Raw genomic sequence first — 12709 nt, forward strand, 5'->3', positions numbered from 1 at the left:
ACGCACCGCGGGCGGCCCCGGCTGCGCGCGCCCGCCGGTGGCCGTACCCCGGACCGGCCACGCGACCTCCGTCCCGGTCGCACCGGCGACATCGGTCCGGCGCGAAATACTGCCCGTACCCCCGGCCCTCGCCCCCCTGCTCCCCGACCACGGCCTGGTCAAAGGCACGGTGGTGGCCTATACCGGCGCCGGATCGCTGCTGGCCGGTCTGCTCGCCGCGGTCACCGGGCCGGGCGGGCACGCGGCCGCGGTGGGTCTGCCCCGGCTCGGTTTGCTCGCCGCCGCCGAGATGGGCGCGCGACTGGACCGTCTCGCCGTGGTCGCCGATGCCGGACACGATCCGGCGGAGGTGGCCGCGGTGTTGCTCGATGGGATGGAACTGGTGGTGCTCGGCCTCGGCGGCGCCGCGGTACCCCCCTCCCGCGCCCGGGTACTGGCCGCGCGGGCCCGCGGAAAGGGCGCCACCCTGCTCGTCACCGACGGCTCCTGGCCCGCCCCGGACCTGCGGCTGGAAAGCCGGGTGGCCGGTTACACCGGACTCGGGACGGGCAGCGGGCGGATCCGGTCGATCAGCCTCGATATCGAGGTCCGCACCGGGACCGGCGCACCGAGCCGCGGCCGGCTGGCCGCACGGCCGCTGGGCGGCCGGGTCGAATGGATCGCGCTCGCCGATACCACCGACATCACCGGCGCACCGGAAACCACAGAACGGGAGCGCTCGGTTGCCTCCTGATCGATCCTCGTCGCGCCGGGCCCTGGCGGTGTGGTGCCCGGACTGGCCCGCGGTCGCGGCGGCGGCCGGGGCGGGGCTCCCGGCGGACCGGCCGGTAGCGGTACTGCACGCGAACCGGGTGGTCACCTGTTCGGCCACCGCCCGGGACGCGGGAGTACGGCGTGGTATGCGGAAACGCGAAGCGCAGGGCCGCTGCCCGGAACTGTTCGTCGCACCACCCGACCAGGACCGTGACGCCCGGCTGTTCGAACCGGTGGCCGCGGCGGTCGACGATCTCGCGTCCGGGGTGGAGGTGCTGCGGCCCGGGTTGCTCGCACTCCCCGCGCGCGGAGTAATCCGGTATTTCGGATCGGCGGAGGCGGCGGCCCGGCGGATACTGGCCGCCGCTGCCGCCGCCGGGGTGGAGGCGCGGATCGGTATCGCCGACGAACTGCCGACCGCGATCATCGCCGCCCGGCACGGCACGATCGTGGCGCCCGGCGGGGACGCGCGATTCCTGGCGCCACTGCCGATCGGCGAACTGGCCGCCGAACCGGGCCCCGCGGAGCGGGAACGGGCGGCCCTGCTGGATCTGCTGCATCGGCTCGGCCTCCGCCGGATCGGTGATTTCGCCACGTTGACCTCCGCTCAGGTCGCCTCCCGCTTCGGCAGCGACGCGATACTCGCCCATCGCCGGGCGCGCGCGTTACCGGAACGTCCCCCGGCTCCCCGGCAGCTCCCCCCGGACCTGGAGGTCCGGTTGCCCTGCGATCCGCCGATCGACCGGGTCGACGCCGCCGCTTTCGCCGGACGACTGCTGGCCACCCGGCTGACCGCCGGACTGTCCGCGGCCGCCGCGGCCTGCACCCGGCTCGAGATCCGCGCCGAAACCGCGACCGGCGAACAGCTGTCACGAGTGTGGCGGTGCGCCGAACCGCTGACCGCCGACGGGGTGGCCGACCGCGTGCGCTGGCAGCTCGACGGCTGGCTCACCCGTCCCACCGGCCGGCCCACCGCACCGGTCACCCTGCTGCACCTGATCCCGGTGGAAGTGGTGCCCGCCGCCGCACTACAGCTGGGTCTGTGGGGCGATACCGGTACGGGAGACGAACGCGCACTACGCGCGCTGGTCCGGGTGCAGGGACTGCTCGGCGGCGACGCGGTGCAGGTGGGGGTGCTCAGTGGCGGACGCGGGCCCGCCGAGCGGGTGACCATGGTCACCTTCGGCGACGAGCCCGCCCCGGAGACCGATCCGGCCCCGCCCTGGCCCGGGCGGATCCCCGAACCGGCGCCCGCGGTGATCATGCTCAACCGCCCGCCCGTAACCCTGGAAACCGCGGAAGGCGCTCCCGTCCGGGTCACCGACCGTGGGCTGTTCAGCGGACCGCCCGCCCGGTTGCGCTGGGGGCGGTCGAGCTGGCGGCTCACCGCCTGGGCAGGCCCCTGGCCGCTCGACGAACTGTGGTGGTCGCCCGGGACCGCGCCCGCCGCCCGCGCCCAGGTGGAACTACCCGGACCGCACAGCCTGCTGCTGCTCGCCCGGGACGACCGGTGGTGCGTGGAGGGACTCTACGAATGAGCGGGCACCGCCCGGTCAGTAACCATCGCAGGAGTCGAAGGCCGCGTCCTTGTCCGCGTTGAAGGTGTCGATCTGGCCGTTGACCTCATCGACCGAGGCATTGCGTTCCAGCAGATCCGCCAGCGACCGCAGATTGTCGCGATAGGTGCGCATCGGGGTGGACACGTCATTGGGGACGTCGGGATTCAGTTCCCCGTCGATCATGTCGGCGGTGTTGCGGAGCGCGGTCATCGCGGCCTGCTTCTTGGGCTCCAGATCCGGTGCCTTGCTATCGCTGGCATCGATATAGGCGTTGAAGGCGTCCACCGCGGGATTGTTGTTGTCCCGGAGCGCCTCGCAGACATCGGTGGCGGCCGCGGACGCGGCGGCGGCACGCGACGACGAGGCGGCGGCCGACGAGGATTGGACCTCCGAGGTGTACAGCTGCAACTCGGACCGGTTCACCTCCGCGGTACCGGTCACGGTGTTCGAGCAGGCCGCCAGGAAGCCACCGGCGACCAGTGCGGTCACCGCGGCGGCGAGACTGGCTCGTTCGAATCGTCGCATCGGTCGGCAACTCCCCTCGGATGCCCACGAACCCCGTATTTTCGCCCCGGCGCGCCGGACATCTGAGCCACCGGTGTTGTCAACCGTACTGGGTCGGGTCCGATTTCGGCCCGCCAGCCTCCGATTGATGATCAACCGAGATCCGCGCTACCCGGTCGCGATATCGATGACCAGGCGATTCGGCATCGGCTCCGCCACCACGGTGAAGCCCGGCTCGTCACCGGCGACCCCGACGAACGACTGGGTGATCCCCTCGAACACCGTGGTCCGATACACCCCCGCGACGCCCGGCACCGCGGGATCGGTGGCCGGGTCCGGCCCGGCGTAGGGCGCCACCCCCGTATCGAACGGGTACCCCGATCCGGTGATCCGCACCTCCAGTACGGAATCACCCGCCACCTGGAGTTCGCGCCCGCTGCCGTCCTGGACAGCCCGTCCCGTGTACCACACGCTGAACCCCGGAGTCCCCTGTCCGCCCAGGTAGTACTCCACCCGGTCGAACCCGGGATGCCGGCTCAGCCGGACATCGCTGACGGTCAGTTTGGCGCCGGGCGAGGCCTCCGCCTGTTTGGGCACCGTATCGTCCGGCGCCGGGGCAGGCTGCCCGGGCAACGGGAACGGCGGCACGGGCAAACCCGGGATATCCGCCTCCGAACTGGGCAGGGCCGGAGCCGCCTCCGGGGAGCTAACCGGTGGTGTGGACCCGGAATCGGCACACCCCGCGAGACACCCCAGCATCACGGCCACCACCAGAACACGCCCGGTACGCATGAGCCCGATGCTAACCGCAGTGGCCGCTGTCCTGCGGTAACGCCCACTCGCACGGTGTGCCCCGGCGGCCCGCGACCGGCCGGCGGCGGCCGTGAACACCCTCGCCCGGATCGGTATCCACCGGGGCGGTCTACACCGCGCGGCAACGATCTAGCACACTTGTCCCGTGCGAGACGTGGAGGACCTATTCGAAAGGTTGCGCCGCTATCCGGATGTGGAGGCCACGAACCTCTATGCCGCCGACGCCGCCGACCGCCTCTTACTCGACGTCGCCGCCGACGCGCTGACCGAAGCGGCCATCGGCGGCGGGAGGGTCGTGGTGATCGGGGACGGGTACGGCGCGCTCACTCTCGGCGCTGCCACCGCACACGATCTGACCGGTATCCGGGTCCATCAGGATCTGCTGACCGGCGAACTCGCCCTGGCCGCCAATGCCCGCGGACTCGGTCTCACCGACCGCTACACCGCGTACCCGCTCGGCGCGAACCTGCTGACCGGTGCGACAGTGGTCCTGCTGCGGTTACCGCGCGTACTCGCCGGCCTCGCCGAAATCGCCGAGGCCATCGCCCGTTACGCGGATCCGGAGGTCCGGGTATTCGCGGGCGGCCGGGACAAATACCTGACCAAGGCGATGAACGACGTGCTGGGCGAATCATTTTCCGAGGTCCGGGCCAGCCGGGGCCGCCAGAAATCCCGCGCCCTGCTGGTCCGGTGCCCGAAACCGATGGGGGAACCGCGGTTCCCGCTGCGCGAGCATATCGGCGAACTCGATATCGACGTGGTCGCCCACGGCGCCGCCTTCTCCGGGACGCGCCTGGATATCGGCACCCGGTTCCTGCTCGAACACCTGCGCGCCATGAAACCCGACGCCCGCGACGCCGTCGATCTGGGTTGCGGCACCGGAATACTGGCCGTCGCCCTCGCCCGATCCCGCCCGGGCCTCGCCGTCGTCGGCACCGACCAATCCGCGGCGGCGGTGGCCTCGGCGACCGCCACCGCGGCCGCCAACCACGTCGCCGATCGGGTCCGGGTGATCCGTGACGACGCCATGTCCGGCGCCTCCGACAACAGCGCCGACCTGGTCGTCTGCAATCCGCCGTTCCATGTCGGCGCCGCCGTGCACACCGGCTCGGCCATCAAGATGTTCGCTCAGACCGGCCGGGTACTGCGACCGGGGGGCGAACTGTGGACCGTGTACAACAACCATCTCAATCACCGCACGGTCGTCCAGCGGATGGTGGGTCGCACCGAGGTCATGGGCCGCAACCGGAAATTCACGGTCACCCGATCCGTACGCGGCCTGCACGATCCCATCCGTTAGACCGGTCGCGGATCAATCGATCCGCCGCCGATGCGCCCAGCGGGTGAGCGCGTTCCGGTTCGACTGCTGGGTTTTACGCAGCACATTCGAGGCATGCGTCTCCACTGTCTTCACCGAGATGAACAGCTTCTCGGCGATCTCGCGATAGGTGTAACCGCGGGCCAGCAGCCGCAGCACCTCCAGCTCCCGCGGGGTCAGGGAATCCAGCTCGGGATCCAGCGGCGGCTCCGGCACCGGGGACCGCCCGGTGAACGAATCCAGTACGAAACCCGCCAGCCGCGGACTGAACACGGCATCGCCCCCGGCCACCCGCCGGATACCGTCGGCCAGTTCGGCACCGGAAATAGTTTTGGTGACATACCCGCGCGCACCGGCCCGGATCACCGCGATGACATCCTCGGCGGCATCGGACACACTCAGCGCCAGACATACCGGCCCACTGTCGATTCCGTGCAACACGGCGACGCCGCCACCATCGGGCATATGCACATCGAGCAGCACCACATCGGGTTTGGCGGCATTGATCCCGGCAACCGCCTCGGCCACACCGCCGGCCTCCCCCACCACCTCCATATCGGGCTCCCGGCCCAGCTCGGCCCGCACACCGGACCGGAACACCGCGTGATCATCGACGAGAAAAACCCGCACACGCACCCTTTCTGTAATTTTGGCGCCGCCTTCGGCTGTAATTTTGGCGCCGCCTTCGGCGACGCGGGGTTGCGGCCCCCTGGGCGTCGCCTTTCCGCCCTCGAGACTTGTGGCTTCGCCACGTGCGCTTCGAGGGCGGAAAGGCGACGCGGGCCGCAACCCATTGTGGGCCTCGTCGGGCTCGGCGCTGTGGGGGGTGAGGGGGGATGGGGTGGCGGGGGTGGGTGGGGATGGGGTGGCGGGGGTGGGTGGTTCCGTTGCGCGGCGGGAGGGGGTGGTTCCCGTTGCGCATCGGGCGGGGGTAGTTCCGGTGCGCACTGGGCGAGAGGCGGGGCGAGGGCCGGGGTACTCACGCTCGCCGAAGGCGCGATGGAACTCGCGCACCGCAGTCTGTGATCCCGCGTCCAGAGGCTGCGAGGGTGGGTTGACATCGTCGGGATAACGCCTGGTCAGGATGCTGCATCGGGGAGCGACGGCACGCCTTGCCACAGCGCTGCGGCGCGAAGCGGTATTGCGATCGGCGTGGGCCGCGGCGCTGAAGGCGTGCGACGGTTGGACATACTTCGCGTCGCCTGTGCCGAGGGTGCCGCGGTGAGGTGAGGCCGCGGAAGTTTCGCTGGTACCGGGGGCCGCGGCTTTCGGGCCGATTCTCACCGGCGCCCGGCGCGGGTGCCGGCGGGGCCGGGACCGGGGGTGGGGCCGGTGGCGAATTCCGGTGGGGTCACTGTGACCGGTTCGGGTCGGGCGTCGGATGAGCGTGGGACTGCGTGTTCGCGATCGGTCTCGGTGGGTTCCCCGGTTTCCGCGCCCTTCGCGGCGGGGTCGCCGGAGTCGTTGCGCGGCATGACGATGCGGACTTCGGTACCGCGGGCGGGGGCCGAGACGATCTCGACCGTGCCGCCGCGACGCTCCACCCGGGCGCGGATGGAACGGGCCAGGCCGTGCCGGTCCTCGGGGACCGCGTCGGGGTCGAAGCCGGTGCCGCGGTCGCGGACGAATACGGCAACCTGATGCGGTTCGGCTTCGGCGAACAGATCGATATCGGTGACCCCGGCGTGTTTGGCGGCGTTCACCAGGGCTTCCCGGGTGGCCCCGAGAACCGCGGTGAAATGTTCCCGTGGCAGGCCGGAACCGGACTCCTCGCCGTCCATGGCGACATCACCGACCGTGACGGGCGTGACCTTCACCCCGTGCTGGTCTTCGACCTCGCCGGCGATGGTGCGCAGCGCGGCGGCCAGGCTGGATTCGGCGGGACCGGAATCGGCGAACAGCCACCGCCGCAGTTCGCGTTCCTGACTGCGGGCCAGACGCAGTACCTCCTGCGAATCGCCGGCCTGGCGTTGAATCAGCGCAAGCGTCTGAAGCACGGAATCATGGAGGTGGGACGCGATTTCCTCACGCTCCTCGTTGCGGATGCGGGCAGCCCGCTCGGCGTTGAGTGAATGCATCAGCCGCAGACCCAGCGGCACCGTCAGCAGACCCACCCCGATCAGGGTGGCCGCGACCGCCAGTAGCGCCGACCCCAGCGAACCCCAGTCCACCTGCGACAGCACCACCACGGTCAGCCCTGCCACCACGAGGGTGACACCGGCGATGATGCGCGACCAGGTGACGACGGACGGTTTCGCGGGCAGACCCACCAGCGACCGGGGACCGTCCGCGTCGTACTCGCGCCACACCAGGGCCGCGCCGACCGCGATCACCACCAGCGGCGCGACCACTCGGGCCGCCGTACCGCTGAACGCCCACGACACGGCCACCGAAAGACCGAGTCCGAGCAGGGCGAGACCGATTGCCTGCCGGCGTTCGGCGCCCGACGGCCGGGCGTCGTCCGCCCCGCCCGGTGTGAAGATCCAGAGCAGGCCGTAGGCCACGATCCCGGCGCCTGCCAGCGCCGACAGCAGCACGAATGCCATCCGGACCTTGAGCACGTCGATACCGAGGTGATCGGCCAGACCGCCGGCCACCCCGCCCACGATCCGGCCGCCGGAACGACGGACCAGCGGCGCCGCGGTGCCGGGGTCCGCCCCGGCGGCGGCCCCCCGCGCGTAGAAGGCAGGTCCGAACGGGCACATACCCTCGATACTGGCACGCGCGCACCCCGCCGACCATCGGGAAACACCCTGATATCAGGGTCGCCCGCCGTTATCGACGGTGGTAGGGAACTTTTCCGGAGCAACTTCAGGGTTCCCCCCGATGTGTGCCGGGCCACCACGAGCGGACCATGGATTCATGACGAAAACGAGCTTCGGGGATCAGCTCCAGCAGATGTGGCAGACACGGCCGACCCGGCTGCCCCGCCACGGGCCGATCGCCGGAGTCGCGGCCGGTTTCGGGCACCGATACGGGATCGACCCGGTCCTGGTGCGGGTGGCGTTCGTCGTCTCCACCATCTTCGGCGGCGCCGGGATCGTTCTGTACCTGGTGGGGTGGCTGCTGTTCCCCGAGCCGGGCGACCGCGCCTCGATGGCGGAATCGCTCACCCGGAGAGGTCCGAGTTCACCCGGCCAGACCAAGACGATCGTGCTGATCGTGGCCCTGGCCATCGCCGTGAGCACCATGGGCCCGGTGGGAATCGGTCTCGGCGGATCGGGCGTCATCTCGCTGGCACTCATGCTGGCCGCCTGGTGGATGCTCTATCTGCGGGCCCCGGTCCCGCCGCCGCTGCCCCCGGGCCACGCGGCGCCCGAACCGCTCGCCGGTCCGGGGACCACCGGCTACCCCGGTGCCGTGTTCCCGCAGGGCGGCGCGGAACCGTACCCGTACGACAGTGGCCTCTACACCCCCTACACCCGGCTTCCGGACCGGTACACCCCGGACCGGCCGCCGGGCGGCACGGACGCGGCTCCGGCGAACCCGGCACCGGGCTCGACCGCACCCGACGCCCGGTCGACCACCGGAACCGCGCCCACCGGAACCTCGTCCGGCGGAACCGTCGAGCTGAGCAAAACCGGTACCGGACAAACGGACCGCCCGGCAGCGACGTCCGAGGAAACCCGGGACGCCGGTCCCGCTGCCGTCCCGCCGCCGCCCACCGGCTCCGGTAGCACGCGGCGAGCGGAGACCACGGGCACCACCGGGTCGGCGCCCGGGAAACCGGAGGGCGACGCGCCGATCGATAGAGGCAAGGCCGGCGCCCCGCATCCCATCCACCGCACCCCACCCTCCTGGGATCCGCTGGGTGTCGCGCCGCTCGCCTGGGATCTGCCCGAACCCGCGCCCACCCGTGCCGTCACGACCACCGTGGACAAACGGCCGCGTTCCCGCTTCACACCGGTGGTCCTCGGACTGGCCATTCTGGCGGCCGCGATCGCGGGCGCGGCACGGATCGCCGGTGCGGAGTGGATGACGCCCGGCCGGATAGCCGCCGTCGCCCTGGTGGTGATCGGCCTGGGGCTGGTGATCGGATCGTTCCGGCGGCGAGGTCACGGGCTTCTGGTCGTCACCGCGCCGCTGGCGGCGTTCGTGGTACTGGCGGCGGTGATCGGCCCGGTCGATTTCGGGAACCCCACCATGGGTGACCGCACCTGGGCTCCGGCGTCGGCCGCGGAGGTGAAACCGGAATACGCCGTCACCATGGGATCGGGCACTCTCGACCTGCGCGGCGTCGAGTTGACCGGGAACCGGACCGTGGATATCGAAGTGCAGATGGGTGAGGCGGTGGTCCTGGTACCCGAGAACATGAACGTACGCACCGAATGCACGGTCCGGATGGGCGACGCGACCTGCCCCGATGGGCTCACCGGCCCCGGCGGCGACGCACCGGTGCTGAACTTGAACGTGCAGGTCCGGATGGGAAATGCGGAGGTGCGTCGTGGCTGATCAGCAGACGAGCGGGGAACCGGGGGCACAGGCCGGAGCAATGCCCGGGGGCGGCGGGAACGGGAGCCGGGGGCGGTTCTCCCCCGGACTGCTCATCACCGGCCTGCTCGCGCTCCTCGCCGGTGTGTGGGCGCTGACGGGACCGGGCAACTGGGGATTCGCGTCGATGATCCCGATGGGCTGGATCCTCGTGGCGGGCGCGATCGTGGCCGGCCTGGCGCTGGTGATCTCGCCCAGAAAGCGCCGCTGATCCCCCTGAACGACCACTGGCGATCCGGCCGGACCCGCTGGGGCCCGGCCGGATCGCTGTCAGCTCATTCCCACTCGATGGTGCCCGGCGGTTTGCTCGTCACATCCAGCACCACCCGATTGACCTCGGCGACCTCGTTGGTGATCCGGGTCGAGATCCGTTCCAGCACCTCGTAGGGCAGCCGGGTCCAGTCGGCGGTCATCGCGTCCTCACTGGAGACGGGCCGCAGCACGATCGGATGGCCGTAGGTACGGCCGTCGCCCTGCACCCCCACACTGCGTACATCCGCGAGCAACACCACCGGGCACTGCCAGATCTGCCCGTCCAGCCCGGCCGCGGTGAGTTCCTCCCGCGCGATCGCATCGGCCTGCCGCAACGTACCCAACCGGTCCTCGGTGACCTCGCCGATGATCCGGATCGCCAGACCCGGGCCCGGGAACGGCTGGCGGGCCACGATCTCCTCCGGCAGCCCGAGTTCACGGCCGACCGCGCGAACCTCGTCCTTGAACAGCAACCGCAACGGTTCGACCAGCTCGAACTCGAGATCATCGGGCAGACCGCCCACATTGTGGTGCGATTTGATGTTCGCGGTCCCGGTACCACCGCCGGATTCCACCACATCCGGATACAGCGTGCCCTGGACCAGGAATTCCACCGCCGGTGCGGATTCCCCGGCGGTCTGCTCGCCGACCACCTCGCCCACCGCGTCCTCGAACGACCTGATGAACTCCCGGCCGATGATCTTGCGCTTCTCCTCCGGATCGGTGACGCCCTTCAGTTCCCCGAGGAACTTGTCCACGGCGTCCACCGTCACCAGACGGGCACCGGTGGCGGCCACGAAATCCCGCTGCACCTGTTCGCGTTCCCCCGCCCGCAGCAGCCCGTGATCGACGAATACGCAGGTGAGCTTGTCGCCGATAGCACGCTGCACCAATGCGCCCGCCACCGCGCTGTCCACCCCGCCGGAGAGAGCGCAGATCGCGTGCGCGTCCCCGATCTGCTCACGGACCCGCTCCACCATCGCTTCGGCGATATTGGCGGGTGTCCACTCCGGCGCGATACCGGCCATCTCGTGCAGGAACCGGCTCAGCACCTGCTGTCCGTGCGGGGAATGCAGCACCTCGGGGTGGTACTGCACACCCGCCAGCCGGCGCGCGCGGTTCTCGAAAGCCGCGACCGGCGCCCCCACGGTGGTACCGGTGACCTCGAACCCCTCGGGCGCATCGGTCACCGCGTCCCCGTGGCTCATCCATACCGGCTGCAGCCGCGGCAAACCCTCGTGCAGCAGACCGCCGTCGATGTCCAGTTCGGTCCGGCCGTATTCGCGGGTGCCGGTATTGGTCACCGTGCCGCCGAGCGCCTGCGCCATCGCCTGGAACCCGTAACAGATACCGAAAACCGGGACATCGAGCTCGAACAAGCGGGGATCCAGCGCCGGCGCCCCCTCCGCGTACACGCTGGCCGGGCCGCCGGACAGGATCACCGCCAACGGCTTCTTATCCGCGATCTCGGCCACGGTCGCGGTATGCGGGACCACCTCGGAGTAAACGCTCGCCTCCCGGACCCGGCGGGCGATCAACTGCGCATACTGCGCACCGAAGTCGACGACAAGAACGGGTCTCTGGGAGTGCGTCACCCGCATGAGTCTAGTAAGCCCCGAATCAGGCCTCCGACCTGCCCACTGAACCCGTCGGGGTGGGTGCGCCGACCCATGGACTCAAGCGCGGACGCTCAGGCCCACCTTCTGGAATTCCTTGAGGTCGGAGTAGCCGGCCTTGGCCATCGACCGCCGCAGGCCGCCCACCAGGTTGAGTGATCCGAAGGGATCGTCGGAGGGGCCGGTGAGGACCTGTTCGAGGCTCGGCCGGACCGTCGCCGCGGGGGCCGGGTTCAGGCCCAGCTCGTCGGCCAGATCCCAGGGCTGGTCCAGGGACAGCAGTGAACCGCGCGGTACCGAGGGGTGCGCGGCGGCCGAGGGCCAGTACCAGCCGCGGCCCGGGGCCTCGGCGGAGAGGGCCAGCGGGGCGCCGAGCATGGCGGCGTCGGCCCCGCAGGCGATCGCCTTGGCCAGATGGCCGGAGGAGTTGATATCGCCGTCGGCGATCACGTGCACGTATCGGCCACCGGTCTCGTCGAGATAGTCACGCCGGGCCGCCGCGGCGTCGGCGATCGCGGTCGCCATCGGCACCCCGATACCCAGCACCTCACCGGTGGTGGTGGCCCCGGACTGGGAGCCGTAGCCGACGATCACCCCGGCCGCACCCGTGCGCATCAGGTGCAGAGCCGTACGGTGATCGCTGACCCCGCCCGCGACGACCGGCACATCGAGTTCGGCGATGAACGTTTTGAGGTTCAGCGGTTCACCCGCGCCCACGTGCTCGGCGGAGATGATGGTGCCCTGCACCACCAGCAGGTCGATCCCGGCCTGCACCAGGCCGGGAGTGAGCGCCTGCGCGTTCTGCGGGCTCACCCGCACGGCGACGGTGACGCCGGCGGCGCGCACCTGGGCGACCGCCGCGGCGAGCAGATCCGGTTGCATGGGCGCGGCGTGCAGTTCCTGCAGAAAAGCCACCGCGCGCTGGTAACTGCCCTTGTCGGCGAGTTCGAGCAGCTGATCGATCTTGGCCGAGACATCGGCGTGCCGCGCCCACAGTCCTTCACCGTTGATGACGCCGAGCCCACCGCGCCGGCCCATCTCGATGGCGAACTCCGGGGAGACCAGGGCATCGGTGGGATGGGTGAGGAACGGGATATCGAAACGGTAGGCGTCGAGCTGCCAGGCCAGCGACACCTGGCTCGCCGACCGGGTACGGCGCGAGGGAACGATATCGACATCGTCCAGTTCGTAGGTCCGGCGAGCCGTCCTACCCATCCCGATCTCGACCAAATCGCGCACGAAATAACTCCTGTGTTTATTGGCGCGGCTTCGCCGCGCGGGGTTCGGCTTCTTGAGCGTCTGCTGTCAGCCCTCGAGACTGGCGGCTGCGCCGCTTGGCTTCGAGGGCTGACAGCAGACGCGGGCCGAACCCTTTGTGGGCCTCGCAGAAGATACCAGCAGAG

At 70.7% G+C, this 12709-nt stretch carries 11 protein-coding genes; 5 read left to right on the forward strand and 6 right to left on the reverse strand.

The features are described from left to right. Positions 1 to 37: 37 nt before the first annotated feature. Positions 38 to 733: a hypothetical protein gene (locus AB0F41_RS26200; protein ID WP_357428252.1), complete on the forward strand. Its 696-nt coding sequence runs from the start codon at positions 38 to 40 to the stop codon at positions 731 to 733. Continuing rightward, on the forward strand, positions 723 to 2291 hold the full coding sequence (locus AB0F41_RS26205) for a DNA polymerase Y family protein (protein ID WP_357428229.1): 1569 nt from the start codon (positions 723 to 725) through the stop codon (positions 2289 to 2291). Before AB0F41_RS26200 ends, AB0F41_RS26205 begins: the two co-directional genes overlap by 11 nt. Positions 2292 to 2306: 15 nt before the next feature. Here AB0F41_RS26205 and AB0F41_RS26210 read toward each other — a convergent pair whose 3' ends face one another. Continuing rightward, positions 2307 to 2837, reverse strand: coding sequence for a hypothetical protein (locus AB0F41_RS26210; RefSeq protein WP_357428231.1), 531 nt, complete (start codon positions 2835 to 2837; stop codon positions 2307 to 2309). Positions 2838 to 2984: 147 nt separating this feature from the next. Further along, positions 2985 to 3608, reverse strand: coding sequence for a hypothetical protein (locus tag AB0F41_RS26215; RefSeq protein ID WP_357428233.1), 624 nt, complete (start codon positions 3606 to 3608; stop codon positions 2985 to 2987). 166 nt (positions 3609 to 3774) lie between these two features. Between AB0F41_RS26215 and AB0F41_RS26220 the strand changes: the two genes are divergently transcribed. Further along, positions 3775 to 4929 (forward strand): methyltransferase, encoded by a 1155-nt coding sequence (locus tag AB0F41_RS26220; RefSeq protein WP_357428235.1) that lies wholly within the window; start codon positions 3775 to 3777, stop codon positions 4927 to 4929. Between the two features lie 12 nt (positions 4930 to 4941). Here AB0F41_RS26220 and AB0F41_RS26225 read toward each other — a convergent pair whose 3' ends face one another. Together AB0F41_RS26225 and AB0F41_RS26230 are read right to left on the reverse strand one after the other, a co-directional pair. Then, positions 4942 to 5577, reverse strand: a complete 636-nt coding sequence (locus AB0F41_RS26225) for a response regulator transcription factor (protein WP_357428254.1) — start codon at positions 5575 to 5577, stop codon at positions 4942 to 4944. 650 nt (positions 5578 to 6227) lie between these two features. Beyond that, positions 6228 to 7652 (reverse strand): PspC domain-containing protein, encoded by a 1425-nt coding sequence (locus AB0F41_RS26230; RefSeq protein ID WP_357428237.1) that lies wholly within the window; start codon positions 7650 to 7652, stop codon positions 6228 to 6230. Positions 7653 to 7809: 157 nt separating this feature from the next. Here AB0F41_RS26230 and AB0F41_RS26235 point away from each other — a divergent pair, with 157 nt between their 5' ends. Continuing rightward, positions 7810 to 9399, forward strand: coding sequence for a PspC domain-containing protein (locus AB0F41_RS26235; protein ID WP_357428239.1), 1590 nt, complete (start codon positions 7810 to 7812; stop codon positions 9397 to 9399). Further along, complete coding sequence (locus AB0F41_RS26240) at positions 9392 to 9649, forward strand: hypothetical protein (protein WP_357428241.1); 258 nt, start codon at positions 9392 to 9394, stop codon at positions 9647 to 9649. Before AB0F41_RS26235 ends, AB0F41_RS26240 begins: the two co-directional genes overlap by 8 nt. Before the next feature lie 64 nt (positions 9650 to 9713). Here the strand turns inward: AB0F41_RS26240 and guaA are convergent, their stop codons facing one another. Together guaA and AB0F41_RS26250 are read right to left on the reverse strand one after the other, a co-directional pair. Beyond that, the gene (guaA, locus tag AB0F41_RS26245; protein WP_357428243.1) at positions 9714 to 11291 is read right to left on the reverse strand and encodes a glutamine-hydrolyzing GMP synthase; all 1578 of its coding nucleotides are present in this window, start codon (positions 11289 to 11291) and stop codon (positions 9714 to 9716) included. Positions 11292 to 11366: 75 nt separating this feature from the next. Further along, positions 11367 to 12545: a GuaB3 family IMP dehydrogenase-related protein gene (locus tag AB0F41_RS26250; protein WP_357428244.1), complete on the reverse strand. Its 1179-nt coding sequence runs from the start codon at positions 12543 to 12545 to the stop codon at positions 11367 to 11369. Positions 12546 to 12709: the final 164 nt, after the last annotated feature.

It is taken from the genome of Nocardia sp. NPDC024068 (genome assembly GCF_040638875.1).
Lineage (GTDB): Bacteria > Actinomycetota > Actinomycetes > Mycobacteriales > Mycobacteriaceae > Nocardia.